Origin of the sequence: Methylobacterium sp. Leaf108 (assembly GCF_001423265.1) — a bacterium.
Taxonomy (GTDB): domain Bacteria; phylum Pseudomonadota; class Alphaproteobacteria; order Rhizobiales; family Beijerinckiaceae; genus Methylobacterium.
Window position 1 is genome coordinate 137,296 of the sequence record NZ_LMND01000023.1, and the last position, 25,936, is coordinate 163,231.

Below are 25,936 nucleotides of genomic sequence, written 5' to 3' on the forward strand. Positions count from 1 at the left end.
ATCGTGGCGCAAGCGTGTCACAGAATGCGTTCGTCGAGGATGGTCCGTTTGGGCCATGACGCCGCGGCGGCGGTGTCCGAGGCCCGGATGCACGCTTTCACGAGCCCGTCTCCCAGCGCGGACGCCTCACGGTCACCGTGCGCCGGCGGATCCGGCATGCGGCGGCGCCATGCCAGCTCCGCGCCGTCTTCATGGGCTCGCCGGCGCACGTTCCCGTCCGGCGAGCGCGCAAGCGTGGGTGCGGTGCGGCGGCTCCGCCCGTGCTCCCATGTTCGTGGTCCCATGCCATTGCTCCCATGGCCGTGGTTGACGTTTCGTTGCAATTCGCGTCCCAGCGACGTACTCAGCCCCGACTCCGTCGCGATGCACTCGCGACACGAACGCGCTCCCGATCGACCGTCGGGTTCGGCCCATGGCCGTACCGGATTCGGGGATCGGAGCGACAGGTGCTAGTCCGGCGCCCTCAGGAACGCTCATGTCCGGACTGCATCCTTCTCGTGCAGCCGGGCGTTCCGATGCGGCCGCGCGTCCAGGACGGCCCCGATAGGCAGGCAGGGTACTCGTGATCGAACGGCTCGTTGCGTTCTCCGTCCAGCGTCGCTGGCTCGTCATCGGTCTGATCGCCGTCCTCACGGTGGCAAGCGTCGGTCTCGCCGCTCATCTGTTCCGCATCAACACCGATGTCGAGCGGCTGATCGACAAGGACGTTCCCTGGCGCCAGGACGAGATCAACTTCGAGAAGGCGTTCCCGCAGCGCACCGGCACGCTGGTCGCCGTCATCGACGGCAGCACCCCGGAGACCGCCGAGGAGGCGGCCGCCGCTCTGGCCAAGGCCCTGGCCGGCAACAAGGACCGGATCGAGACCGTCTACCGGCCCGATGGCGGCCCGTTCTACGACCGCAACGGCTTCCTGCTCATGTCGCAGGAAGAGCTCACCAAGACCACCGAACAGCTGATCCAGCAGCAGGGCCTGCTCGGGCCGCTCGCGGCCGACCCGACCCTGCGCGGCCTGATGCGCGTCCTCGGCCTCGGCGCGCGGGGCATCAAGAGCGGCGACGCCAAGATCGAAGACCTCGAAGGTCCGATGACCCGGATCGACGAGACGCTGCAGGCGGTGATGGCCGGCAAGCCGGCACGGCTCTCGTGGCAGCTCCTGCTCTCCAACGGCAAGACCCAGAGCACCGAACTGCGCAAGTTCGTGATGATCCAGCCGGTCCTCGACTTCAATGCCCTGCAACCGGGGGCGGAGGCGACCAAGCTGATCCGCAGCATCGCCCAGGACCTCAAGATCGACGACGCGCATGGTCTGCGCCTGCGCCTGACCGGCCCCGTCGCCGTCTCCGACGACGAGTTCGCGACCCTGGCCGACGACGCGCTCCTCAACAACCTCGTGACGGTGGGCGCCATCCTGCTGTTCCTGTGGCTTGCGCTCCGGTCCGGCGCCCTCGTGGTCGCCGTGATGATCACCACCTTCTCGGGCCTCATCGTCACCGCGGCCCTCGGCCTCGTGATGGTCGGCGAGCTCAACCCGATCTCGGTGGCGTTCGCGGCGCTGTTCGTGGGCCTCGGCATCGATTTCGGGATCCAGTTCGCCGTGCGCTACCGGGCCGACCGGTTCGAGCAGCCCGACATCCCCTCCGCCATCCGGGCGGCGGCCCGCGGCGTCGGCTGGTCGCTGACCCTCGCCGCGATCTCGTTAATCGCAGGCTTCTTCGCCTTCCTGCCCACCGCCTTTCGCGGCGTGTCCGAGCTCGGCCTCATCGCCGGCGTCGGCATGGTCGTGGCGTATCTGTTCTCCCTGACGCTGCTCCCGGCCCTCATCGCCGTCATGAAGCCGCGCATCGAGAAGCGTGCCGTCGAGACCGCCTGGATGGCGGGCGTCGACCATTGGATCATCGAACATCGCAAGGCGGTGCTGATCGTGGTCGGCCTGATCACGGTGGCCGGCATCCCGCTACTGTTCAAGCTGCCGTTCGATTCGAACCCGATGCACCTGCGCAGCCCCAAGGTCGAATCGATCGCCACCTACCTCGATCTGATCAAGGATCCCGAGACCAGTCCCAACCTCATCGACGTCATCGCCCCCTCCGTCGAGGCCGTGCCCGAGCTGGCGGCGAAACTGCGCGCCCTCCCCTCGGTGGCCCGCGTCATCGACATCCAGACCTTCGTCCCGCCGGACCAGGAGCAGAAGCGCGCGATCGTCATCGAGGCGGCCCAGCTGCTCGGCCCCATCCTCAACCCGGCCCGCAAGCCGCCGCCGCCCACGGATGCCGATACGGTCAAGGCCCTCAAGGAAGGGGCCACCGCGCTCAAGGGCATCGCCACCGGCCCGTCCGGGGGCGCCAAGGCGGCCGGCCAGCTCGCGGCCACCCTCGAGAAGCTCGCCGGCAGCTCCGCCGCCATGCGCGAAGCGGCCAACGTCGCGATCACGACCGACCTGAAGACCCTGCTGACCCGCCTCGGCGGCCTCCTCAACCCGCAGGTCCTGTCCATCGCCACCCTGCCGCCGCAGCTCAAGGCGGAGTGGATCACCAGCGACGGCCGCTCGCGCATCGAGGTCCATCCGAGCGGCGACGCCAACGACAACGTCGTGCTGCGCCGCTTCGCCAAGGAGGTGCAGAGCGTCGCGCCCCACGCCACCGGTGCGCCGGTGGCCACGACCTCGTCGAGCTACACGATCCTCGGCGCCTTCGTGCAGGCGGCGCTCACCGCGCTCGTCCTCATCTTCATCATCCTGTCGGTGGCCCTGCGCAAACCCTGGGACGTGGCGATGACGCTGGGCCCCCTGGTATTGGCGACGCTGTGGACGCTGATGGCCCTCCACATCGTCGGCATGCCGCTCAACTTCGCCAACATCATCGCGATGCCGTTGATGCTGGCGGTGGGCGTGGCCTTCCATATCTACTACGTCATCGCCTGGCGGGCCGGCGTGGTCGACATGCTGGCCTCGAGCCTGACGCGGGCGATCTTCTTCTCCGCACTCACCACGGGGACCGCCTTCGGCTCGCTGGTGCTGTCGAGCCACCCGGGGACGGCGAGCATGGGCAAGCTGCTGGCCCTGTCGCTGTTCTTCACCCTGGTGGCGGCCTTCTTCGTGGTCCCGGCCTTCCTCGGCCCTCCGCCGAAGCAGCCCGACCCGAAGCGCCCGGAAGGCGACGACGCTGTCCCCGGCCGCAAGCCGGCGCGGTCCGAGCCGATGGCGGTGAAATAGCCCTTACCGGCCTGCCGTCCGCGAGAGACACGGATCCCGACCGTCGCGAAGGCTCGTCCAGCGCGACGGTCGGGGTCGGATCAGGAGAAATCCGAAAAGCCGCCCGTGACCGCTCCGGCTCGCTCGATCGCCGTGATCGCGTCCGGTGCGACCAGCGCGTCGCGCTCGGCGGCGTAGGCATAGCCCGGCGCCTCGCCGGGAAAGCCCGCGCCGGTGGCGGGGTGGGTGTAGAGCTCGGTCAGCCCGTCCGGCAGGTGTCGCAGCAGGCCGGCGACCCTGGCCGGAGTCATCGCGCCGGACCAGGCGAGGCCGAGGGTGCGGTCCGGGATCAGCAGGCCGGCCTGGCGGGCCCGCACCGCCAGCAGCGCGGCCCAGGGCGCGATGTCGAGGGCCGGCTTCGGCTCGCATCCGGGTTCGGCGGCGCGCAGGACCGCCCGCGGCTCGCGCGGGACGCGGATGGCGCGCATCCCGTATCCGTGGCCGATGGCGAGCACCCGGCCGGCGATCAGGGGATGCACATGGAAATGCTTGTGGGCATTGACGTGATCGAGCGGCAGGCCGGTGGCCCGGTAGGCCTCGAACTGCGCCGCGATCTCCGCCGAGAGCTGGCGGCGGGCGCTCGGCTTGAGGGCCAGATCGAGCCCGAGCCGGCCCATGTCCCGGCGGATGAGTCCGTCCGCACCGACGAGGTCGGGCAGGTCCGACGCCGGTAGCGTCGGCCAGGCCTCGACCATGACCAGATGCAGTCCGACGCGCAGCGACGGCATGCGCCGCGCACGCGCCACCGCATCGGTGGCGGCCGGTGCCGACACCATCAGGCTCGCCGCCGTGAGGATCCCCTCGCGATGGGCCTGCTCCACGGCTTCGTTGACTTGAAGGCTCAAGCCGAAATCGTCGGCTGTGACAACCAATCGCTTCACGAGGCATCTCCGGGTGCCGAGGGTGCAAGCCAACCCGCAGGTGCGGGGCAAAACCCTGCGACGGCACGCAGAGCCGGGCTCCGCCCCGCACCTGCCGGGGCCTCGGCCCCGGACCCCTTTCGAATGCAGAACGGCCGGGCTTTTCAGCCCGGCCGCCGTTGGAATGGAGAGGTTCGGTCGCTCAGGCGGCCTTGGCGGTACCCTGGCGCTCCTTGAGGAAGCGGTAGAACTCGACGCCTTCGCGCAGGCGGCGCTTCATCATGTCGGGCGAGCGGACCATCTCGGAGACGATCGAGGCGATCTTGGGGGCGCGGAAATAGAACTTCCGGTAGAATTCCTCCACCGCCGCGAAGATCTCGGCATGCGACAGGTGCGGATAGTGAAGCGGCGCGATCTGGACGCCGTTCTCATCGACGAGCTCGGCGTTCGCGACATCGAGCCAGCCGTTCTCCACCGCCTGCTTGTAGAGGAAGGTGCCCGGGTAGGGCGCGGCCAGCGAGGCCTGGATCGTGTGCGGGTTGATACGCTTGGCGAAGGCGATCGTCTCCTGGATCGTCTCGCGGGTCTCGCCGGGCAGGCCGACGATGAAGGTGCCGTGGATGGCGATGCCGAGGTTGTGGCAGTCCTTCGTGAACTTCTCGGCGACCTCGACGCGCATGCCCTTCTTGATGTTGTTCAGGATCTGCTGGTTGCCGGACTCGTAGCCGACCAGCAGGAGGCGCAGGCCGTTCTCCTTGAGCACCTTCAGCGTCTCGCGCGGCACGTTGGCCTTGGCGTTGCAAGACCAGGTCACGCCGAGCTTGCCGAGCTCGCGGGCGATCTCTTCGGCACGCGGCAGGTTGTCGGTGAAGGTGTCGTCGTCGAAGAAGAACTCCTTGGTCTGGGGGAACTCCTTCAGGCAGTACTTGATCTCCTCGATCACGTGCGCGACCGAACGGGTGCGGTAGGTGTGGCCGCCGACCGTCTGCGGCCAGAGGCAGAAGGTGCAGCGGCTCTTGCAGCCACGGCCGGAGTAGAACGAGATGTAGGGGTGCTTGAGATACCCGATGAAGTACTTCTCCATCTCCAGGTCGCGCTTGTAGACGCTGGTGACGAACGGCAGCTGGTCCATGTCGGTCATGATCTCGCGGTCCACGTTGTGGATCACGACACCGTCGGCGTCCCGGTAGGACAGGCCCTTGATCTCCGACATCGGCGTGCCGTCGGCAACTTCCTTGACCGTGAAGTCGAACTCGTTGCGCGCGCAGAAGTCGACGCAGGGCGCCTGGGCCATGGCGCCGGCGGCATCCACGGCGACCTTGGCGCCGATGAGGCCGGCGATGAGCTTCGGATTGGCCGCCTTCAGCGCCTCGATGGTCTTCACGTCCGACTTGAAGGACGGAACCGAGGTGTGGAGCACCACGAGGTCGAAGTCGTTGGCCTGGGCCACGATCTCGTGGAGCTTGATGTTGTGCGGGGGCGCGTCGATCAGCTTCGAGTTCGGCACCAGGGCGGCGGGCTGGGCCAGCCAGGTCGGGTACCAGAACGATTTGATCTCGCGCTTGGCCTGGTAGCGGGAACCGGCGCCGCCGTCGAAACCGTCGAAGGTGGGGGCCTGGAGGAAGAGCGTGCGCATGGGGTTCAAGGCCTCAGCGAGAGTACGGGATGGGCGGGTGTCGAGTGAGCGGCGGGCGTCAGAGCGGCGTCGCGCCAGCGTCGCGGCCGAGGCTTCGTTCCGGGATCAGGGTGCCGTCCGCAACCACCCGATAATCGTGACCTTTCCATGTCACCGCACCCGAGACGAAGCTCCAGGCGAAGTTCGCGAAGGAGAGGATGTCGCGAATCGGCAACAGCCAATACGGGTGCGCGGGCAGGCCGAAGGCGCGTTCGAGGCGCACGCACAGGACGATGCGGCAGGCGAGCGCCAGGGCGGCCACGGCCAGGGCATGCTGCCCGGCACCGGGGATCAGGGCGCCGATCAGGGCGAGGGGAAAGGCATGGGTGACGATGGACCCGGCATAGCCGAGCGGATCGACGTTGCGGATGGTCCGATTCCAGCGCAGCTCGTGCCGCCACAGGCCGGCCAGATCGGTGTCGACGCAGGTGTGGCCGACCGTGAAGGTCGGGATCGAGACCACGCCGCCGTCCGCGCGCAGGGCCTCGCCGATGGCGTAATCGTCGGCGAGATCGTCCCGGAACGTCTCGAAGCCGCCGATCCGCGTGAGGGCGGCACGGGTGAAGGCGATGGTCGAGCCGAAGCACGGGCGGGCGAGGCCGAGTGCCGTGCCCATCACCACGTTGGGCAGGAACTGCACGTCGATGGCCAGCGCCGAAAGATAGGCCCACACGCTCCGGTTGGCCGGGACGCCGTGGTAGAGGCAGGTGACCCCGTCGACGCCCTCGACGGAGAGTTCGGCGACGATGCGCTCGAGGTAGTCCGGCCGCACCACCATGTCGCTGTCGGCCAGAACGACCACGTCGTGGGCGATGTGGCTCGCCATGTTGATGAGGTTGGAGACCTTGCGGTTGGCGCCGTGCTGGCGCGCATCGATCACGAGGTCGAGCCGGACCGCCGGATAGGCATCGGCCAGCCGACGCACCACCCCGATCGCCGGGTCGGCGGCACTCTGGACGCCGAAGACCACCTGGACCGGGCCGGCGTAGCCCTGACGGCAGAAGGTCTCGAGGTTCTCGTAGAGGTTGGGCTCGATCCCGCAGAGCGGCTTGAGCAGCGTCACCGACGGTCGCGGCGCCGCGTCCGGCAGGGCGGCCGGCGCCCGACGGGCGAAGCGGCCGGCCAGATGCGCCGCGCCGAGGCCGTAGACGCAACCGGCCAACGCCAGCAGCAGGCACAGCGAAGACAGCCAGGTCAGGTCCATGGAAATTCGCTCGGGTCACGGGGCGCGTGAGGAGTGCCAACGGGCGGCACGAGATCGTCGATCGCCGGAATTCAAGGCGCCGGTTTGGCGGCGAGCATTCCCGTCGTCCGTTCTCGTAGGAATTTGAGGAGTTCGTTAGCCCCCCCGGCCTTCAAACTGTCGCCGAAGCTCGCCCGCATGGCAGCGAGTTCGCTGACGTTGCCGTTGAGATACACATCCTGGACCCGGTTGCCGGCGCCCACGAGGAAGTCGATCTGCGAGGTGTCGCCGTCGCCGTTGGCGACCTCGGTCTCGACGGAGCGGCCGGTCCCGCGCGGCTCGCTGGCCGGTTTGATCGTGAACTTGCCGCCCTGGGCCTGCGCGAGGCGATTGGCGTAGGTCGTCGAAAAGTACTGCGCGAAGGCTTCGGTCAGCGCCCCCTGCTGCTCGGGGGTGAAGCTCTTCCACTTCGGGCCGACCGCGACCCGTACCATCGCCGGAAAGTCGAAGGTCTCGGCCATCGTCTTCTCGATGGCGGCGAGACGGTCCTTGATGCCGCCACCGCCCTTCAGGGCGGTCTCGAAGCTGGCATAGACGGCGGTCACCGTCGCAACCGCGGGATCGTCGGCGGCCGCGACGGTCGTGAGACCGGAGAGGGATAGAGCCGCCGCCAACGCCACCCCTGCCAGGACGTCCCTCAGGCGCACTTTCTGAGCCTTCCTGTCTCGGCAAGGCTTCCCTTCTCTGCGAGTCTCCCACCGTCGGCTTGCGCCGATGGCGACGACGGCGCCTGGCCCGGCTCGTTCGCAGCCTCGTAGGGGGCCGTCTGGCGGTCGCCGCGATGGGAATCGGCCACGGCCCCTCCCCGCTCGGGGTCGTTCCCGGGACGGCCCTCGAGGGCATGCCAGGCGAACAATCCGGGCACGCCGACGAGAAGGTCGGCCAGGCGCTTGACGAGGGAGAGGGCCAGGGCGACCTCGGCCGGAATGTCGAAGATCGCGCACAGGGCGATGAGTCCGCCCTCCTGGGCGCCGAGGGCGCCGGGGATCGCGAAGGCCGCGCCGCGGACCGCCTGGGCCAGGCTCTCGATCACGATGGCTTCGAGGATGGTGACCGGATAGCCCATGAAATGGAGGGCGACGTAGACTTCGACCGTGCCGATCAGCCAGCCGACGAGATGGACGCCCATGCCGGCTCCCACCCGCATGGGTGCGCCGTAGAGGCGGCGCAGGCCCTCGTAGAGCACGTCGACGGCCCCCAGGGCCCGCCAGTCGCGGCCGGCGGCGAAACGGTTGAGCAGGCGCTGGACGAGGAGATGCCCGCCGCGGCGCTGGATCACGAAGAAGATGGCGAGTGCCGGGGCGGCCAGGACGAGGCCGCCGGCGACGGTCCGCACCACCGGGCCGTCGCCGGCGATCCAGATCAGGGCGGCCAGCCCCGCGATGGTGAACAGGAACTGCGTCACCGCCTGGGTCATCAGGTCGACGAACATGCTGGCACCGGCCAGCCCGCCGCCCAGGCCGCGCCGGGTGAGCAGGCGGGCGCCGACCAGATCGCCACCGACCTGGGCCACCGGCAGCAGGGTGTTGATGCCCTCGCGCACGAAGCGGAGGACCACGCAGTCCCACAGGCTCGGCCGATCGGCCTTGGGGAAGATCACGAACCAGCCGAGTCCCGCCCAACCGACGGCGAACACCCGTGCGAGGACGACGATCAGCGCACCCCAGCCTGCGCTCGCCACCGCGGCCGCCACGTCTTCCGGGCCGGAAGACAGGAATAGGCCGACGACCGTGCAGAGGCCGACGATCAAAGCCAGTGTCGTCAGTCGCTTCATGATCCCCTTTCGACCGGCGGCGAAGATGAGAGGTCGTGGTAACGCTGCGATACCGCTCGACTAGTGACCGCCGGGACCGATGAGCATCGAGGCAAGTTGCAGCTTTGCGCGGCGTTGTCTATCACCCCGGGGACACAGTGCGGATCAAAGCGGCACAGGTCCGGCTGCCCGAAACCCATGGTTCAGGCAGCCCGGGACTCGAAGGACAAACCGCCGCGCCGGACGCTTAGGGGATGATCAGAGACATGGACCGCGATTCCCACATCACGGCGGACGATTCCGTGCGCGACGACGCGCGCATCGGCGCCTACGCGTCCACCGATCGGACCGGAACGCCGGTGCCGCACAGCCCGGTGATGGCCTGGAACGAGTGGGACCCGCTGGAGGAGGTCATCGTCGGCAGCCTCGACGGCGCGACGATCCCCTCCCACCACCTGACGGTGATCTTCAACCTGCCGCGGGCGGCGCAGCCGTTCTATCGGTTCGCGGCCGGCTTCCGCTACCCGAAGTTCATGAAGAAGCTCGCCCAGCAGGAGCTCGACAACTTCATCTCGATCCTGGCGGGCGAAGGCGTGAAGGTTCGCCGGCCCGATTCGATCGACTTCTCGAAGAAGTACAACGCTCCGCGCTGGTCCTCCCGCGGCTTCTGCGTCGCCTGTCCGCGCGACCCCTACCTGGTCATCGGCGACGAGATCATCGAGTCACCGATGTGCTGGCGCTCGCGCTACTTCGAGGGTGACGCCTACCGGTCGCTGTTCAAGGAATACTTCCGCGCCGGTGCCCGCTGGACCTCGGCGCCGCGGCCCGAACTGTCCGACAAGCTCTACAACTACGATTACCGCGTGCCGAACCTGGCGGCCGGCGAGCCGATGCAGTTCACGGTCAACGAGTTCGAGCCGGTCTTCGACGCCGCTGATTTCGTGCGCTGCGGGCGCGACCTCTTCGTGACCCGCTCCAACGTCACCAACCTGATGGGCATCGAGTGGCTGCGCCGCCACCTCGGCCCGGGGTTCCGCATCCACGAGATCGAGAGCCGCTGCCCGCAGCCGATGCACATCGATTCGTCGTTCATGCCGCTGGCGCCGGGCAAGGTGCTGGTGAACCCCGACTACATCGACGTCGAGAAGCTGCCGGCGGTCCTGAAGAAGTGGGACGTGCTGATCGCTCCGCGGCCCGACCCGGTCGAGGGCTTCATGAGCAAGATCTCGATGTGCTCGCCTTGGACCTCGATCAACGTGCTGGCCATCGACGAGAAGAAGATCGTCGTCGACGCCAGCCAGCCGACGCTGATCAAGGCCCTCAAGGACTGGGGCTTCGACCCGATCCCGGCGCCCTTCCTGTCGTACGGGCCGTTCGGCGGCTCGTTCCACTGCGCCACCCTCGACGTGCGCCGTCGCGGACCGCTGCGGTCCTACTTCTAGGAACCCGAGGCGCGGAACGCCGTCCCGCTTGCGGGGCGGCGTCAGGCGGCGACGGCGCGCAGGAAGCGGTCGATCTCCGCTTCCAGCCCCGCGGCCACCGTCTCCACCGAGGTCGCCGTCTCCTGCACGCTCATGGCCATGGCGGCTGTGCGCTGGGAGACGCCGGTGACGGTGTCGAGGTCGCGGGCGATAGCGACCGCGGTGCCGGCCGTCTCGCCGGCGTTGCGCGAGATCTCGCCGGTGGCCGCACCCTGGGCCGTGACCGCATCGGCGAGGTCGGCGGTGGTGGCGCTGATCGTCGCCATGCGGCCGGTCACCCGCCCGATGGCGTCGACGGCGGTGCCCGTCGACATCTGCACCGAGGCGATCTGGCTGGCGATCTCGTCGGTGGCCTTGGCGGTCTGGCTGGCGAGCTGCTTCACCTCGGAGGCCACCACCGCAAAGCCGCGTCCGGCGTCTCCGGCGCGCGCCGCCTCGATGGTGGCGTTGAGGGCGAGCAGGTTGGTCTGCTCGGCGATGGCGCGGATCAGGCCGACGACGTCGCCGATCCGCTGCGTGGTGGCGGACAGATCGCCGATCTGGCGGTTGGTGGCGGCGGCCTCCTCGAAAGCCCCCTCGACCTCGCGCTTGGCGTGCGCGATGCGCGCGCCGATCTCGCCGATGGAGGCCGACAGCTGCTCGGAGGCGCTCGCCACGGTCTGGACGTGCGCGGAGGTCTCCCGGGAGCCGGCGGCGGCGCCCTCGGCGGCGCGGCAGGCTTCGTTAGACAGCGAGGCCATGTCCGTGGCGCGCCCGCGCATCGCGCTCATGCGGTCGCCGAAGCTTCGGACCGCATCGGAGGCGGTCCTGCGGAACCGCTCGATCTCGCCGTCGAGGCGCGCGCGACGACTCCGGTCGTCGCTTGAGGCGGCACGCTGGTCGGCCTCCAGCATGCGGGCCTGCCGGCTCGTGTCGAGGAGGCCGTCGAGGGCACGGGCGATCGACCCGACCTCGTCGCGGCGCGTCTCGAAGCCGATCGGGCTGTCGATGTCGCCGTGTGCGAGCGTCCCGGTGCGACGGGCGATGGCGGACAGCGGGCGCAGCAGCCGCATGGCGACGAAGCCGACCAGGAGACAGCCGACCAGCGTGATGCCGAACGCCGCCAGGGCCATGGTGGTCATGGTCGAGCGATAGAGCGCGGTGTAGGGGTCGAGGGGCAGACCCACGAACAGGACGCCGTTGACCTGGCCGCCGCCGTCGAAGGTCGGCTGGTAAACGGTGAAGAACTCGCGCCCGAACAGGGTGGCACGGCCGCGATAATCGGTGCCGGCCCTCAGTTTGACCTGGGCGGGATGGTCGGAGGCCAGCGCCGTCCCGACCGCGCGCTCTCCGTTCTCCTTCTTGACCGTGGTGATGCGGCGCACGAAGGCGTCGCGCTCCTTGTCGTAGGTGAACACCGTGGCCGTCCCGCCGGCGTAGGCGACCGCCATGTCGACGATGGCCATGTCGGACAGGGCGGCGAGGCTCGGAGCCGAGACCGAGGCGATCCTGTCCCCGTCGAGCTTGAGCCGGCTGCCGTCGACCCGCGAATCGAACACCAGCGCCAGGGTGCGCAGGTGGCGCTCGCCTTCCTGGCGCTGGCGCAGGTCGAGCTGGTCGGCCACCTCCCCGGCCGTCGCCAGCCACAGCAATCCCGACAGGGCCGTCATCGCGACCGCCGCGAGCAGGATGATCTTGGCGGTAAGGCTTCGGAAGAACGGCATCGGACGGTCCGCGCGGAGGACGGCCCTCCCTGCGGGATAACCTGCAGACGAAGTCCTAATTAACCATTCACGCGGTTGGCGATCCGCCACGAGGACTGTCGCCTCGACAGTCCTCGCGGCGGCGATCCGGCCGTCGACGGGCCGAATACGCTACGCCGACCAGACCTCCGTCACGCCCGCCAGACTTGCGTCACGCCCGCCAGACCTGGCCCGGCCGCATCGCCACGAACGGGACGGTTCCGCCGCGCTCCGAGGACGCGACGGCCAGAGCCTCCGCCGGCCGCTCGATCCCTTCGTCCGTGAGACGGAACGTGCCCCAGTGATGTCCGAGGGCCTCCTGCGCGCCGAGCAAGACGGCGGCGTCGACCGCATCGGCCGGGTTCATGTGTTGGCTCTCCATGAACCAGCGTGGCTCGTAGGCGCCGATCGGGAGGGTCGCGAGGCGCGGTGCTCCGAAGCGCGCCCGCGCATCCCGGAAGATCGCGCCGTCGCCGAAACCGGTGTCGCCGGAGTGATAGATCACGCCGTCCGGACCGGTCAGGACGTAGGAGCACCACAGCGCCATGCGCCGGTCGTTGACGCCCCGGGCCGACCAGTGGTTGGCGGGGGTCAGATGCGCGGTGACGCCGCCGCCCAGGTCGACCGCCTCGTGCCAGTCCCGCACGATCACCGCCATCGTGTCGTCGTAGCTCTTCAGGATGACGTCGTTGCCCAGCGGCGCCACGACTACGGGCTGGTGCTCCTGCCACAGGCGGGCGACGGTGGGGCCGTCGAGGTGGTCGTAGTGGTTGTGGGTGATCAGAACCACGTCGATCGGCGGCAGATCGGCGAAGGCGATCCCGGGCGGGTTGACGCGCTTGGGACCGGCGTAGCGCAGCGGGCTCGCGCGCTTGGCATAGACCGGGTCCACCAGGATGTTGCGGCCCGCGACCTGGAACAGGTAGCTCGCGTGCCCGATCAGGGTCACCCGCAGGGCCTTCGAACGCTCGGGCGGCTTGTCGGGCGGGTAGGGGCTGGGGAACTGGCGCGGCCACGCCTCTCCGGCGCGGGAGAGCTGCCAGCGCAACAGGTCGCCCAACTCCTTGTCGGCCGGCTGCTGCGGAGAGTGGAAGCGCAGGCCGTCGAAGTGATCGCTCTGCGGCCCCCTGTAATAGGGGTTGCGCCCGCGGCGGTGCGCGGCATAGCCGACACCCCCGAGGGTCATCATCGTGGCCGCACTCATGGTCGCGATCAGGCTTCGCCGTTTCATCAGAAACGAGATGGCCACCGCCGGTCCGTCGTCAAGGCGCGGTCGCGTGCGGCCGCTCAGGTCGGCGCCGAGGTCGCTGCGGCGAGTTCGGCGGCCAGGGCGCGGATCTTGTCGTGCGCCGCCTGCTCGACCTCGGCCTTGGACCGGTTCTCGGTGGGAACCGTCACGACGCCGGTGATGCGGCCGTGGTTGGCCAGCAGGGTGAAGTTGAACCGCCCGAGGCGGGAGCGCCGGACGACATAATGCTGCGGCAAGCGACTGGCCCCTCGGCTCGAACCCGGACACCCCGCCTACGCAACGGCGGGGCGAAAGGTTTCAGCCGCACGACGCCCCCTTCACGAGCGCCAGCGCAGTTCCTGCCGGGCCAACGGGTTGCGGAAGGCCCTTCCCTCCGCCTGCGCGGTCAGGGCCTCGCGCTTCAGCCGGAAGTACCATTGCGAGGGCAGGTCGCCCTGCCCGAACAGGACCATGGTCGGCTTGCGGTCGAGTCCGGCCTGGGCATGCTGGAGCACCTGCTGGTCCTGGGTCAGGAACTGGCGCATCAGCACGCCGGCGACGGGCTTCAGGAGGTTGAGGGCCGGCATGTTCCAGTACAGCGCGTTCGTCAGCATCGTGCGGTTGCGGCCGAGCGGCGTGGCGAAGGTGTAGTTGGCCACGCGCTTCGCTCCGGCCTCGATCCGCTCCAGCCTCACGCCCGGCAGGCGGAACTCGATCTCGACCTGGGGCGCCCCGCCCAGGAGCTTGTAGACGGGCGAACTCGTGGTGGTGCCGTGGCTCGTCATGGTGAAACCGTGCGGCGTCGGCGTGAAGGTCTTCACCTTCTCCCGCAGGGTCTTCGAGGGCCTGAACCACCAGGAGTCGTGAACGAAGGCGACATGGCCCGGATCGACCAGGCTGAGCGTGGTGAGGTCGAAGGAGGCCTCGACCACGAGCTCGACCACGGCCATCCCCGCGGCCTCGAAACCGAGTTCCGGCAGGGCGGGAGCGTCGCCGCCGGCCGGACCGAGATAGGGATCGACCCAGAGGAACCCGGCGCTCTCGCGGACGGGAAAACGCTGGACCGCGATCTTCGAGAAGTCCGCCTGGTCGGAGGAGGACAGGGTCGGCACGTCGCGGCAGCGGCCGTCGAGGCCAAAGCGCCACCCGTGGAACGGGCAGGTCAGCCCCTCGCCGTCGAAGCGACCCTTCGACAGGGCCATGCCGCGGTGGGGGCAGCGGTCGCGCAGGGCGAAGGGCTGCCCGGCGGCGTCGCGCCCGAGGACGAGTTGCTCCCCGTCGAGGTCGACCGCCTTCAGACGGGTGCCCGAGACGGCGTCCGAGCGACCGACGCAGTACCACGCGTCGCTCAAGGGCCGGCGCATGGCATCGGGATCGAGGGCGGTATCCGGTTCGGGGGCGATCCCGCCGTCGCCGGGGTCCGGCCGTGTGGTGTTCGACAGCATGGCGCCTTGGGCTGGTCCGTCGGTCGACGATGACGATGACGATGCCGACGTCTTACGCCGCCGCGGCCGGGGGAGCCACCCGCATCGCCGGGCCAGCGGCGAGACCGCGCATGCCCGCCGCAGGGCTTTTCAACGCCGCATTCGCCGCCTACCTTCCCGTCATCGCAACGAACGAAAGGAGGTGATCCAGTGTCTCATTGTCATCAGCCGCTCTCCCCGGCTCACCGGACCTGGACCGTCGCCTCCGGCCTGATCGACTGATCTCGCCAGAGCAACTCAGCCACGTTCGGCCGGACACGAGTGGTTCGGCAATGGAAGGGCCGCCCGAGCGATCGGGCGGCCCTTCGTCGTCTCGGTGGTGACGCCCGGTGGCCGCGTCCTACCCCGCGGCCGGCACCGCCTCAGCGCTTCTGGAACAGCGGCTGGGCCAGGGCCTCGGCCCGCGCCATCCACAGGTCGCGCTCGGCGCGGATCTCGTTGAGCTCGTCCATCTCGCTGTCGATGTGCGCGCGCAGGTCGCGCAGCTCCTGGGCGAGGATGGACTGAAGGTCCTTGTAGCGGTCTTCCTCGATGCGCAGCTTGGCCTTGAGCATCATGTTCTCGGCCATGAGGTCGGCGACGTCGCCCTCGACGTCGGGAGAGGCGGTCGGCCGGGCCTCGGATGCCGGCTGCGCGGGGGCCGGGGGCGTGACGACCCGGGGCGACCACGACGAGGCCGCCTGCTGCGGGGCCGGTTCGGCCGCCGCTTCGGCGGGAAGAGCCGTGGCCGCCTTCATGGCCGTCAGCCAGTCCCGCAGGGGGCCGGGCGCCTGCCGGGCGGGGGCTTCTTGGCTGGGGTACTGACGGGCGGCTTCCGACATCGCTGTGTCCTCGCGTTCTGTCAGCACCTGACCAAAACATGCTTAACGAACGGTAAAGACTGGCCCTCGGAAGCCGAATAGGACCGCCCCGTCTTCAGCGCACCACCACCTTGGTGCCGATCGGGATGCGATCGTAGAGATCGACCACGTCCTCGTTGAGCATGCGGATGCAGCCGGAGGACACGGCCTGCCCGATCTTCTCGGGCTCGTTGGTGCCGTGGATGCGGAACAGCGTGTCCTTCTTGCCTTCCGCGAGATAGAGCGCGCGGGCGCCGATCGGGCTCGTCGGGCCGCCCTCCAGGCGCTTGGGCAGTTCGGGGCGGCGCGCCAGCATCTCCGGCGGCGGGTTCCAGTCCGGCCACTCGCTCTTGCGGTCGATGTTGGCGGTGCCCGCCCAGGCCATGCCGGCGTTGCCGACGGCCACCGGATAGCGCACCGCCTTGCCGTCCGGCAGCACGTAGTAGAGCCTGCGCTCCTTGGTGACGACCACGATCGTCCCGGGGGCTTCCTTCGTCGGGTTGTCGACGATCGTGCGGGCGATCTTCGGGTCGACGCCGCCCTGCGGGGCGAGCTTCATCCATTCCTTGTCGCGGGCTTCGGGCGACAACGGGACCGCGGGGGTCGCGGCGGCGACCTGGACCACCGGCGGTGTCTGCGCGGTCCGGTTGTTGCAGCCCGCGAGGGTGGCGGACGCGAGGACGGCCATCATGACCGGAACGGGAAAGCGCATGGACGTGCCTGTCTAAAAGCCCGCCTTCAGGTTCGAGGACCGTGTTCGTCGGGATGAAAACAATCTTAACCTCTCGCGTCGTCTCGGCGTAGGGTCGAGCGGCCGAACCGTTGCGCAATTGCTTCGGTTGTTGCGGCAGGGTGACAGAGCGGTCGATGAGCCGCCGGGGGGACGCCGTGACGACGTTGTACGTGAGCCATTCCGCGGCCCTCGACCATGCGATGCCCGCCGGCCACCCGGAATCCGCCGACCGCATCCGCGCCATCGAGCGTGTCCTCGAGAACGAGCGCTTTGCCAGCCTGCTGCGCGCGCAGGCTCCCCTCGCCGACCCCGCCGTCGTCGCCCTCGCCCATCCCGAGGCCTACGTCCGCGCCATCGTCGAGCGGTCGCCGCGGGAGGGCTTCGTCCAGATCGACAACGACACCCTGATGTCGCCGGGCACCCTCGAGGCGGCCCTGCGGGCGGTGGGCGGCGCCGTGCACGCCGTCGATGCGGTGATGGCGCGGGGCTGCGCGAACGCCTTCGTGGCGATGCGCCCGCCCGGGCACCATGCCGAGCGCGCCCAGGCGATGGGCTTCTGCCTGTTCAACACGGCCGCGGTCGCCGTCCGTCATGCGCGAAAAACCTTCGGCGCCTCCCGCGTCGCTCTGATCGACTGGGACGTCCACCACGGCAACGGCTCGCAGGACATCTTCTGGGACGACCCGGCGGTGCTCTACGCCTCCACCCACGAGATGCCGCTCTACCCGGGAACCGGAAAAGCCTCCGAGCGCGGCGACCACGACACCATCGTCAACGTGCCGCTCGCGGCCGGCGACGACGGCCCGGTGTTCCGCGAGGCCTTCGAGGCTCGCATCCTCCCGCGCGTGGCCGCCTTCGCGCCGGATCTCGTCGTGATCTCGGCGGGCTTCGACGCCCATCGCCTCGACCCGCTGGCCCACCTGCGCCTCGACGAGAGCGATTTCGGCTGGGCGACGCGCCGCCTCATGGAGATCGCCGACCGCCACGCCGGCGGCCGGGTCGTCTCGATCCTCGAGGGCGGCTACGACCTCACCGGCCTCGGCCGCTCGGTCGCCGCCCACATGGACGCGCTGATGGGGCGGTAAGGGCTCCCACGGAAATCAGTGCGTCGTCTCGCGACGCGATTCGACCTGTCAAAGCTCGGTGGATCGACGCACTGATTTCCGTGGGGACCCTGAGCCGCCCTACCCCACCCGCAGCAGCACGTGCTTCTTGCGCCCGAACGAGAGCTTGATCACCCCGTCCGCCGTCACGTCGGCCAAGGTCAGGACCGCCTTCTCGTCGGTGACCTGGATGTCGTTGACGCGCAGGCCCCCGCCCTTGATCTGGCGCCGGGCCTCGCCGTTGGAGGGCACCAGCCCGGCCTGCTCGGGACCGAAGGCGGTGAGGACGCCGAGCCCCGCCTCCAGGGCGGCGCGGGGCACCGCGACGCTCGGCAGGTCCTGCGCCACGCTGCCCTCGACGAAGGTCTTGCGCGCGGTCTCGGAGGCGGCGTCCGCCGCCTCGCGGCCGTGCATCAGCGCGGTGGCCTCGCTGGCCAGCACCTTCTTCGCCTCGTTGATCTCGGCGCCCGAGAGCGCGGCGAGCCGGGCGATCTCCGCCATCGGCAGAAGAGTGAACAGGCGCAGGAACTTGCCGACGTCGGCGTCCTCGGTGTTGCGCCAGAACTGCCAGTAATCGTACGGGCTCAGCATCTCGGCGTTGAGCCAGACGGCGCCGGCGGCGGTCTTGCCCATCTTGGCGCCCGAGGACGTGGTCAAGAGCGGCGTGGTCAGGGCGAACAGCTGCTTGGTGCCCATCCGCCGGCCGAGATCGAGGCCGTTGACGATGTTGCCCCACTGGTCGGAGCCGCCCATCTGCAGGGTCACGTCGTAGCGACGGTTGAGCTCGACGTAGTCGTAGGCCTGCAGCAGCATGTAGTTGAATTCGAGGAACGAGAGCTCCTGCTCGCGCTCCAGGCGCAGGCGCACGCTGTCGAACGACATCATCCGGTTGATCGAGAAGTGCCGGCCGACGTCGCGCAGGAAGTCGAGGTAGTTGATGCCGCTCAGCCATTCGGCGTTGTCGACCATCAGCGCCGCGTCGTCGCCGAAGGTGAGGAACTTCGAGAACACCTGGGCGATGCCGGCCTTGTTGGCCTCGATGTCCTCGGCCGAGAGCACCTTGCGGCCCTCGTCGCGCCCGGTGGGATCGCCGATGCGGGTGGTGCCGCCGCCCATGAGCACGATCGGCCTGTGGCCTGTCGCCTGGAGCCAGTGCAGCATCATGATCTGCACGAGCGAGCCGACGTGGAGCGAGGCGGCGGTGCAATCGAAGCCGATGTAGGCGGTGATCCGTCCGGCCTTCAGGGCGCCGTCGAGCCCGTCGAGGTCGGAGCACTGGTGGATGAAGCCACGCTCCTGGAGGATGCGCAGGAAGTCGGAGGTCAGGGCGGACATCGGATCAATCCGTCTCGTCTGGGGCGGGCCCGGAGCGGTGGCGCGACACGCCCACGCCCGCGTGCTAGCCCGCTGGTCACGCAATGGTGGAGCGGGCTCTTAGCAGCCCGGACCGGGAAAGGCACGGCGGATGGCGATGGTGCGGGCGATCGGCCTGATGAGCGGGACCTCGCTGGACGGCGTCGACGTGGCGCTGATCGAGACCGACGGCGAGGACGTGCATGTGGTCCACAGCCACAACGGCTATCTCGAACCCCTCGGTCCCACCGGCTACCGCGCCTATACGGACGAGGATCGCGAACTCCTGCGTCGGGCGCTCGTCGACTCGGAGGGCGTGACCGACCGCGACGAGCGTCCGGGCTGCCTGGCGCAAGCCGAGGCCTTCGTCACCGCCGCCCATGCCGAGGCGGTGGAGGCGTTCCTCGCCGACAACGGCCTGACGCCCGCCGACATCGACGTGATCGGCTTCCACGGCCAGACCGTGGTCCACCGGCCCGACCAGCGCATGAGCGTGCAGATCGGCGACGGTGCCGCGCTCAGCCGGCGCTTGCGCATCCCGGTCGTCTCCGACCTGCGCCACGCCGATGTGCTGGCCGGCGGCCAGGGGGCGCCCCTGGTGCCGGTGTTCCACAAGGCGCTGGCCAAGGCCTCCGGCTTCAGCGGGGCGCTCGGCATCCTCAACATCGGCGGCGTCGCCAACGCGACCCTGATCGCCTCGAACGGCGACGTGGTCGCCTTCGACACCGGGCCGGGCAACGCGCTGATCGACGACTGGATGCGCGAGCGCACCGGCCGGCCGCTGGACGACGGCGGCCGCACCGCCGCCCGCGGACGCCCCGACGAGCCGCTGCTGGCCTGGCTCCTGATCCATCCGTTCTTCGCGCGAAAGCCACCGAAGTCGCTCGACCGCAACTGGTTCTCGCACAAGCTCGCCGGGCAGCTCTCCACCGAGGACGGTGCGGCCACGCTCACCGCCTTCACCGCCCGCGCCGTGGCGAGGGCGCTGGACCACGCCCCCGAGATCCCCACCCGCTGGATCGTCGCCGGCGGCGGCGCCCGCAACGGCGAGCTGGTGCGGCTCCTGAACTACCACCTGCGCGCCGAGATCACGACGGCGGACGCCATCGGCTGGTCCTCGGCCTACCTCGAGGCCCAGGCCTTCGCGCACCTGGCCGTGCGCTCGATGCAGGGGCTGCCGATCACCTTCCCGAGCACGACCGGCGTGCGCGAGGCGATGACCGGGGGCGTGCTGTCGCGCCCCTAAGTCGCGTGCCCGTGCTGGCCCTGCGGGGAAACCCGCGCTAGAGCGGGAGGGACATGTCGCACAATACCTTCGGCCATCTCTTTCGCGTCACCACCTTCGGCGAGAGCCACGGCGTGGCCCTCGGCTGCGTCGTCGACGGCTGCCCCCCCGGCATCCCCATCGACGCCGCCGACATCCAGGCCGAGCTCGACCGGCGCAAGCCCGGCCAGTCGCGCTTCACCACGCAGCGCCGCGAGGCCGACGAGGTCCGCATCCTGTCGGGCGTGTTCGCGGACGACCGCACCGGCGGCGTCCAGCTCACCACCGGCACCCCGATCGCCCTGGAGATCGCCAACACCGACCAGCGCTCGAAGGATTATTCCGAGATCCGCGACAGCTACCGGCCGGGACACGCCGATTACGCCTACGACGCCAAGTACGGGTTTCGCGACTACCGCGGCGGCGGCCGTTCCTCGGCGCGCGAGACCGCCGCGCGGGTGGCGGCCGGGGCCATCGCCCGCCGGGTGCTGCCGGGCGAGATCATCATCCAGGCCGCCCTGGTCCAGATGGGGCCGCACGCCATCGACCGCGCCAGGTGGGACTGGGACGAGGTCGCGCGCAACCCGTTCTTCTGCCCCGACGCCACGGCGGCCGCCTTCTACGAGGGCTATCTCGACGGCATCCGCAAGGACGGCTCGTCGGTGGGCGCGGTGATCGAGGTGGTGGCCGAGGGCGTCCCCCCCGGCCTCGGCGCGCCGATCTACGGCAAGCTCGACGCGGATCTCGCCGCCGCGATGATGTCGATCAACGCCGTCAAGGGCGTCGAGATCGGCGACGGCTTCGCGAGCGCCGCCCTGCGCGGCGAGGACAATGCCGACGAGATGCGCTCGGGCAACGGCGGCGGGCCGACCTTCCTCGCCAACCACGCCGGCGGCGTGCTCGGCGGCATCTCCACCGGCCAGCCGATCGTCTGCCGCTTCGCGGTGAAGCCGACCTCGTCGATCCTGACCCCGCGCATGAGCGTCACCCGCGACAACCGAGACGTCGACCTCGTGACCAAGGGCCGCCACGACCCCTGCGTCGGCATCCGCGCCGTGCCGGTGGCCGAGGCGATGATGGCATGTGTGCTGGCGGATCACTATCTGCGCCATCGGGGGCAGGTCGGGAAACCCGGCTGAGCCTATCTGCGAACCCTGCCGGGCGGCCCGGCGCGGGTGCGCGGGACGGATCGGCGGTCGGTGCTGTCTCGGTTTGGCAGGCATCGTCTCGGCCGTCCCCACATCCCTCTCCGTCCCGTGACGGGAGAGGCGTGCAACCGGATCGACGACGAGTAGCCCCGTGCCCCATACCAACGTCTTGCAGGCCATCGAGGCCTATGCCCGCGGCGAGATCGTGGTCGTCACCGACGACGACGATCGCGAGAACGAGGGCGACCTCGTGGTCGCGGCTTCCCTGTGCACGCCCGAGAAGATGGCGTTCATCGTCCGCAACACCTGCGGCATCGTCTGCGCACCGCTCACCCAGGCCGAGGCGCGGCGGCTCCACCTCTCGCCGATGGTCGCCTCCAACGACGCGCCTCTGGGCACCGCCTTCACGGTGACGGTGGACGTCAAGCACGGGCTCACCACCGGCATCTCGGCCGAGCAGCGCTGCAACACCGTGCGCGCGCTCGCCAACGGCAACATGGGCGCGGACGACTTCGTTCGCCCCGGCCACGTCTTCCCGCTCATCGCCAAGGAGGGTGGCGTCCTGATGCGCTCCGGCCATACCGAGGCGGCGGTCGACCTGTGCAAGCTCGCCGGCCTGCCCCCCGTCGGGGTGATCTGCGAACTCGCCAACGACGACGGCACGGTGATGAAGGGCCCTCAGATCGAGGCGTTCTCGGACCTGCACGGCCTCAAGCGCGTCTCGGTGGCCGACCTCATCGCCTATCGTCAGGCGCGCGAGACCTTGGTGGAGCGCGTCGGCAGCTTCCCGGTCAAGACCGAGTTCGGCGAGATGACCGGCTACGCCTACACCACCCCCTTCGAGACCGTGCAGCAGTTCGCCTTCGTCCACGGCCGGATCGGCGACGGCCACGACGTGCTGGTGCGCCTGCACCGGTCCAACGTGGTCGCCGACGTCATGGAGGGCGGCAAGCAGATCGAGGCCGTGATGCGCCGCTTCGCCAAGGAGGGACGCGGGGTCCTCGTCTACCTGCGCGACGGCAGCGCCGGCGTTCCGCTCTCGCGGGTGGTCGACGAAGGCGTCGAGGCCCAGCGGGTGCGCCAGTGGCGAGAGGTCGGGCTGGGCGCGCAGATCCTGCGCGATCTCGGCATCGCCTCGATCCGCAACCTGGCAACCTCGTCGCGCTCCTACGTCGGCCTGTCGGGATTCGGCATCGAGTTCCTCGGCGACGAGCGCCTCGACGGATAAGGATCGCCCGGCCGCAGCGTCAGCGTTCGCCGTCGCTTCGGCCGCGCTGTCCGTTGTTGCCCGTCGTCTCGGGCCCCTCGCCGCCCGCGCTGAAGAGCTTGCGCAGGATGCCCGGCGCCAGGGCGGAGAGCGGATTGACGCTCACGTCCGGCGACGTCAGGCGCCCCGAGACGCGGAAGTTGAGGGCGAACAGCCCCTCGTTGTTGCCGCCGCCGAGGAGCTGCCCGAACAGCGGCAGCTGCGAGACCACGTTGTTGAGCCCGTACAGCGGCACGAAGGTGCCCTTCACGTCGGTGCGCTCGCGGCTGGTGTCGAGGAAGCCGCTCAGGGTGAAGCCCATCGCGGCATTCGAGATCGCTGCGTCGGTGAAGTCGACGCGGGATCCGGTGCGCGTGAAATTGGCCCGCAGCCGGTCGAAGCTGACCTCGCTGCCCTGGCCCTGGACGACCTGCTTGCGCCCGCGCGAATCGACGACCTCGCTGGTGGTCGGCCCCTGCGCGATGATGCTCGACAGGGCCGGCTCGTTGCGCAGGGTGAAGTTGGTGATGCGCACGACCCCGGCCTGCGGGCCATCGTTCAGGGCGCTGCTCATGGACAGGCTGCCGCCGTACATCCGCCGGTAGATGTCGGCGAAGCGCAGGGTCGCGCCGGCATCGGCGGCCTCCACCGCCAGGGTCGGCACGCCGCGCTCGCCGCGGGAGATCTGGGCCTGGAAGGGCGTGCCGCGGAACTTGCCGGCGAACTGGGCGCTGCGGATGTCCTTGCCCTTCGTCGTCACGCGGAAGGTGGCGCCGGTGAGGACCTCGCCGTTGAAGCCGGTGACGATGGCGAGGGTGACGTCGGCATCGACGTCCTTGACGGCGCCGTCCTTGGACGGCTTCCCGTCGGGACCGCCGAGGCTCTTCAGGAACGGCCTGGCATCGGCGACCTGGCCCTTGACGACGAGCTTGTAGCCGGCCCCGGCCCGCTCGGCCTGCAGCCGCATGTCGTCGCCCGGCGACAGTTTGAGCGACGAGAGCTCGACCCGCTCGAGCCCCCCGTCGGCCGAGAGCACCACGTTGCCGCGGGCCGAGCCCGGCGCGGCGTCGAGAACCATGTCGCGCAGTTCCATGCCGCCGCCCTGGCCGCCATCGACCATCGTGAAGGTCAGGCGTCCGGCCTTGCCGGCCGATTTGACGAGGCCGGTGACGTCGATCCCCGCCTTCGTCAAATCGGCCTCGACCCGGATATGGCTCTTGGCCGGGCCGCTGCGGCCGATCGGCACCGTGATCCGGGTCGGGATCGAACCGCTGAGCTGGGGCGCCACCGGCATGCCCTTGCGCGCGCGCAGAGCTTCGTCGAGGGACAGGTTGACCAGAACCTCGCCCACGCCGCCGGCCTTGGGCTGGCGCAGGTCTACCGTGAGGGGCGCGCCGGCGACCTTTCCGTCCCCTTTCAACGTGAAGCCGTTGCGGTCGTAGGCGACCGTGAACCGGCCGGCGTCGAGGCGGTCCTTGCCGAAGGCCTTGTCGTAGCTGAGGTCGGTGAGCGTTCCGGTCATGGTCGCCGGCAGGTCGGCCAGATCGGGCATGTTCTTGAGGTCGAGGGGGAAATCGATCCTCAGGTCGGCGTGGCCCTTGACGTTGGCGGGCTCGATGTCCGCACCCGTGACGCTCTTGAACATCTTGGTCTGCAGGAGGGCCGCCAATCCGTCGGCCCCGCCGCCGAGCTTGAGCCCGATCTGCGCCACCACCTTGTCGGGGGTGATCTCCTTGATGACGAAGGAGCCGTCGGAGATGGCCAGGCTGCGGTTGTCCGCCATGCGGATCTCGGCGGTGACGCCCTTGATGGTCGTGCTCTGCCCGGTGATCGTTCCGGTGGCCCTGCCCTGGCTCAAGGGTGGCGCGTCCGGCGAGACGCCGAGGACCGCGTCGGCCACGGAGAAGCGGATGTTGACCGCATTGTCCGGCATCGGCTCGCCACGGGTGGCCGAGGCGAGCTCCGCAGCGCTCATGTCCACGACGATGTCGACGGCCTCGACCTTGCCGCCACGCAGGTTGTCCACGAGGTAATTGCGGGCGGGCGGGGCCACGTGCTCGGGCCACAGGCGCAGGGCCGTGCGTCCGTCCGTGCCGCCGGCGGTGATGTGCAGCGTCAGCCCGTCGTCGTCCGCGGCCGTGCCGATGCTGCCGGTGATCCGGCCGCGGCCGCCGCCGGCCTCCATGGTGAGGTCGTCGATGGTGATGCCGCCGGCCCGGCCGACGAGCCTGGCGTCGAGCTTCGCGACGGCGACCGGCTGGTCCTTTGGCGTGGCTCCGCGCAGGACCGCGTCGCGCCCCGACAAGGCCAGTGACCAATCCGTCTCCGCACCGGCGGGGCCGGCCGTCCAGGCGCCGGCGAGGCGCACGGCGTTGCCCGCGCCGCGATAGTCGATCTCCTCGATCTGCATCGATCGGGCGGCCTCGTCCCAGGTGGCGGCTGCGCGCAGGCTCTCGATGGTGACCGGGTTGAAGTCCTTCTCCTCGATCAGCAGGTTGCCGCCGCCGGTGTGCAGCCCCACCCGCATGCTCTCGATGCGGCCTCCGTCGAGGACGACGTCGGCCTTGGCCGAGAGCTTCAGGTCGGTGGTCACGGGCAGTTTCGACTGGCCCGACAGCAGCAGGAAATCGGTGACCGGCAGGTCGTCGAGGGTGATGACGCCACTGCGCCGCGCGCCGCGCGTCGTTCTGAGGGTGGCGTCGGTCTCGTCGGGGTCGCCACCGGTCGCTGCGAGGTCGCCGGCCGCTTCCTGCAGGTTGCCGCCGAGCCGCCATTCCCCGTGCGGACCGTCGATCCGCAGTTCGAAGATGCGCGCGTTGCGGGCGACATCCCGGCTGAACAGGGCGTTGACCCGGTCGAACACCGCCCGCTCGCGGGCGTCGTCGTCGATGAGGGTGAGCTTGCCGTTGGTGATGCGGGCCCGGTCGAGGGCGCCGACCACCCCGGCGGAATCGAGAACGATCCCGAAGATCGAGGCGACGGAGGCCGAGAGCGGCGAGACGACGCCGCGCGCCGCGTCGACGCTCGGGAGCGTATGCGGCTGCGCCTCGCCGGGATGTCCCGGCGAGGCGGCCGCGAAGGCGATCGACCCGTCGCGATGGACGAGGGCCGTCATCTGCAGGTCGCGGAACTCGATCGAGCGCGGTTGCACCGAGAGCCGCAGCAGGCTCCAGGTATCGATGCTGACCACCGCGGCCGGCGCCCTCATCACGAGCGCGCCTTCCGGATTGATGACATCGAGCCCCTTCACCTCCAGGGCGAGGGATCGCTCGGCGTCGAGCTGCAGGGCGCTGTCGCGCAGGGCGACGCGCCAGCCCGGACCGATCCGCGACGCGATCGCCGCGGTGACCTGCTCCGACAGCCCCTCGATGCGCAGCGGTCCCGATGCCAGGCGCACGATGCCGCTGCCCACCGCGACGACGAGCAGAACCATCACGAGGGCGCACCATCGCAACGGGCGCAGGCGGTTGGGCCGACGCGTACGGCGCGGTCCGTGGGCGGTTTCCTGAACCATCAATCCTTGCGCCGCTGGATCGGCGTGCCGACCCGAGATAT

The 25,936-nt window shown here is 69.8% G+C and carries 19 protein-coding genes; 6 read left to right on the forward strand and 13 right to left on the reverse strand.

Going from position 1 to position 25,936, the window contains the following annotated elements; translation table 11 throughout:
• The first annotated feature begins 562 nt into the window (after window positions 1-562).
• A complete protein-coding gene (locus ASF39_RS11745) occupies window positions 563-3,211 on the forward strand; it encodes an MMPL family transporter (protein ID WP_056284074.1) in 2,649 nt (882 codons plus the stop codon).
• Between the two features lie 80 nt (window positions 3,212-3,291).
• Here ASF39_RS11745 and hpnK read toward each other — a convergent pair whose 3' ends face one another.
• From hpnK to ASF39_RS11770, 5 genes are all read right to left on the reverse strand, one after another.
• Window positions 3,292-4,131: a hopanoid biosynthesis-associated protein HpnK gene (gene hpnK / locus ASF39_RS11750; RefSeq protein WP_056284077.1), complete on the reverse strand. Its 840-nt coding sequence runs from the start codon at window positions 4,129-4,131 to the stop codon at window positions 3,292-3,294.
• Window positions 4,132-4,312: 181 nt separating this feature from the next.
• Entirely contained in the window at window positions 4,313-5,746 is a 1,434-nt protein-coding gene (gene hpnJ, locus ASF39_RS11755; RefSeq protein ID WP_056284080.1) for a hopanoid biosynthesis associated radical SAM protein HpnJ, read from the reverse strand.
• Window positions 5,747-5,804: 58 nt separating this feature from the next.
• The gene (hpnI, locus tag ASF39_RS11760) at window positions 5,805-6,989 is read right to left on the reverse strand and encodes a bacteriohopanetetrol glucosamine biosynthesis glycosyltransferase HpnI (protein ID WP_056284083.1); all 1,185 of its coding nucleotides are present in this window, start codon (window positions 6,987-6,989) and stop codon (window positions 5,805-5,807) included.
• A 71-nt stretch (window positions 6,990-7,060) separates the two neighbouring features.
• Window positions 7,061-7,657, reverse strand: coding sequence for an ABC transporter substrate-binding protein (locus tag ASF39_RS11765; protein WP_244472396.1), 597 nt, complete (start codon window positions 7,655-7,657; stop codon window positions 7,061-7,063).
• A gap of 8 nt (window positions 7,658-7,665) precedes the next feature.
• On the reverse strand, window positions 7,666-8,802 hold the full coding sequence (locus tag ASF39_RS11770) for a flippase-like domain-containing protein (RefSeq protein WP_082494527.1): 1,137 nt from the start codon (window positions 8,800-8,802) through the stop codon (window positions 7,666-7,668).
• Window positions 8,803-9,047: 245 nt separating this feature from the next.
• Here ASF39_RS11770 and ASF39_RS11775 point away from each other — a divergent pair, with 245 nt between their 5' ends.
• Window positions 9,048-10,223 carry a hypothetical protein gene (locus ASF39_RS11775; protein WP_055885628.1) on the forward strand — a complete coding sequence of 392 codons (1,176 nt, stop codon included), beginning with the start codon at window positions 9,048-9,050 and terminating at the stop codon, window positions 10,221-10,223.
• 41 nt (window positions 10,224-10,264) lie between these two features.
• Here ASF39_RS11775 and ASF39_RS11780 read toward each other — a convergent pair whose 3' ends face one another.
• The 6 genes from ASF39_RS11780 to ASF39_RS11805 form a co-directional block, all read right to left on the reverse strand.
• Complete coding sequence (locus tag ASF39_RS11780) at window positions 10,265-11,965, reverse strand: methyl-accepting chemotaxis protein (protein WP_056284086.1); 1,701 nt, start codon at window positions 11,963-11,965, stop codon at window positions 10,265-10,267.
• A 190-nt stretch (window positions 11,966-12,155) separates the two neighbouring features.
• On the reverse strand, window positions 12,156-13,214 hold the full coding sequence (locus tag ASF39_RS11785; protein ID WP_056284446.1) for an MBL fold metallo-hydrolase: 1,059 nt from the start codon (window positions 13,212-13,214) through the stop codon (window positions 12,156-12,158).
• Window positions 13,215-13,270: 56 nt separating this feature from the next.
• Window positions 13,271-13,468 (reverse strand): hypothetical protein, encoded by a 198-nt coding sequence (locus ASF39_RS11790; RefSeq protein WP_055885633.1) that lies wholly within the window; start codon window positions 13,466-13,468, stop codon window positions 13,271-13,273.
• 81 nt (window positions 13,469-13,549) lie between these two features.
• Window positions 13,550-14,656 carry an aromatic ring-hydroxylating dioxygenase subunit alpha gene (locus ASF39_RS11795; RefSeq protein ID WP_056284089.1) on the reverse strand — a complete coding sequence of 369 codons (1,107 nt, stop codon included), beginning with the start codon at window positions 14,654-14,656 and terminating at the stop codon, window positions 13,550-13,552.
• Between the two features lie 401 nt (window positions 14,657-15,057).
• Complete coding sequence (locus ASF39_RS11800; RefSeq protein ID WP_055885638.1) at window positions 15,058-15,516, reverse strand: hypothetical protein; 459 nt, start codon at window positions 15,514-15,516, stop codon at window positions 15,058-15,060.
• Between the two features lie 94 nt (window positions 15,517-15,610).
• Entirely contained in the window at window positions 15,611-16,246 is a 636-nt protein-coding gene (locus ASF39_RS11805; RefSeq protein WP_055885641.1) for a L,D-transpeptidase, read from the reverse strand.
• A gap of 176 nt (window positions 16,247-16,422) precedes the next feature.
• Here ASF39_RS11805 and ASF39_RS11810 point away from each other — a divergent pair, with 176 nt between their 5' ends.
• On the forward strand, window positions 16,423-17,352 hold the full coding sequence (locus ASF39_RS11810) for a histone deacetylase family protein (RefSeq protein WP_055885644.1): 930 nt from the start codon (window positions 16,423-16,425) through the stop codon (window positions 17,350-17,352).
• Between the two features lie 99 nt (window positions 17,353-17,451).
• Here the strand turns inward: ASF39_RS11810 and tyrS are convergent, their stop codons facing one another.
• Window positions 17,452-18,705 (reverse strand): tyrosine--tRNA ligase, encoded by a 1,254-nt coding sequence (gene tyrS, locus ASF39_RS11815; RefSeq protein ID WP_056284093.1) that lies wholly within the window; start codon window positions 18,703-18,705, stop codon window positions 17,452-17,454.
• A gap of 130 nt (window positions 18,706-18,835) precedes the next feature.
• Between tyrS and ASF39_RS11820 the strand changes: the two genes are divergently transcribed.
• The 3 genes from ASF39_RS11820 to ribB all read left to right on the forward strand — a co-directional run bounded on the left by ASF39_RS11820 (window position 18,836) and on the right by ribB (window position 22,363).
• On the forward strand, window positions 18,836-19,969 hold the full coding sequence (locus ASF39_RS11820) for an anhydro-N-acetylmuramic acid kinase (RefSeq protein WP_200938207.1): 1,134 nt from the start codon (window positions 18,836-18,838) through the stop codon (window positions 19,967-19,969).
• A gap of 53 nt (window positions 19,970-20,022) precedes the next feature.
• A complete protein-coding gene (aroC, locus tag ASF39_RS11825; RefSeq protein WP_055885651.1) occupies window positions 20,023-21,126 on the forward strand; it encodes a chorismate synthase in 1,104 nt (367 codons plus the stop codon).
• A gap of 160 nt (window positions 21,127-21,286) precedes the next feature.
• The gene (gene ribB / locus ASF39_RS11830; protein WP_055885654.1) at window positions 21,287-22,363 is read left to right on the forward strand and encodes a 3,4-dihydroxy-2-butanone-4-phosphate synthase; all 1,077 of its coding nucleotides are present in this window, start codon (window positions 21,287-21,289) and stop codon (window positions 22,361-22,363) included.
• Window positions 22,364-22,382: 19 nt separating this feature from the next.
• On the opposite strand, the gene ASF39_RS11835 is transcribed toward ribB, so the two are convergent.
• Complete coding sequence (locus ASF39_RS11835) at window positions 22,383-25,814, reverse strand: DUF3971 domain-containing protein (RefSeq protein ID WP_347379676.1); 3,432 nt, start codon at window positions 25,812-25,814, stop codon at window positions 22,383-22,385.
• Between the last annotated feature and the right edge of the window lie 122 nt (window positions 25,815-25,936).

Excerpts from the sequence above, each read along its gene's own strand:
- tyrS (WP_056284093.1), bottom strand. The coding sequence starts at position 18,705 with ATGTCCGCCCTGACCTCCGACTTCCTGCGCATCCTCCAGGAGCGTGGC.
- aroC (WP_055885651.1), top strand. The coding sequence starts at position 20,023 with ATGTCGCACAATACCTTCGGCCATCTCTTTCGCGTCACCACCTTCGGC.
- ASF39_RS11795 (WP_056284089.1), bottom strand. The coding sequence starts at position 14,656 with ATGCTGTCGAACACCACACGGCCGGACCCCGGCGACGGCGGGATCGCC.
- hpnI (WP_056284083.1), bottom strand. The coding sequence starts at position 6,989 with ATGGACCTGACCTGGCTGTCTTCGCTGTGCCTGCTGCTGGCGTTGGCC.
- ASF39_RS11785 (WP_056284446.1), bottom strand. The coding sequence starts at position 13,214 with ATGAAACGGCGAAGCCTGATCGCGACCATGAGTGCGGCCACGATGATG.
- ASF39_RS11820 (WP_200938207.1), top strand. The coding sequence starts at position 18,836 with ATGGCGATGGTGCGGGCGATCGGCCTGATGAGCGGGACCTCGCTGGAC.
- ASF39_RS11770 (WP_082494527.1), bottom strand. The coding sequence starts at position 8,802 with ATGAAGCGACTGACGACACTGGCTTTGATCGTCGGCCTCTGCACGGTC.
- hpnJ (WP_056284080.1), bottom strand. The coding sequence starts at position 5,746 with ATGCGCACGCTCTTCCTCCAGGCCCCCACCTTCGACGGTTTCGACGGC.
- ASF39_RS11780 (WP_056284086.1), bottom strand. The coding sequence starts at position 11,965 with ATGCCGTTCTTCCGAAGCCTTACCGCCAAGATCATCCTGCTCGCGGCG.
- ASF39_RS11835 (WP_347379676.1), bottom strand. The coding sequence starts at position 25,814 with ATGGTTCTGCTCGTCGTCGCGGTGGGCAGCGGCATCGTGCGCCTGGCA.
- ASF39_RS11805 (WP_055885641.1), bottom strand. The coding sequence starts at position 16,246 with ATGCGCTTTCCCGTTCCGGTCATGATGGCCGTCCTCGCGTCCGCCACC.
- ASF39_RS11775 (WP_055885628.1), top strand. The coding sequence starts at position 9,048 with ATGGACCGCGATTCCCACATCACGGCGGACGATTCCGTGCGCGACGAC.
- ASF39_RS11800 (WP_055885638.1), bottom strand. The coding sequence starts at position 15,516 with ATGTCGGAAGCCGCCCGTCAGTACCCCAGCCAAGAAGCCCCCGCCCGG.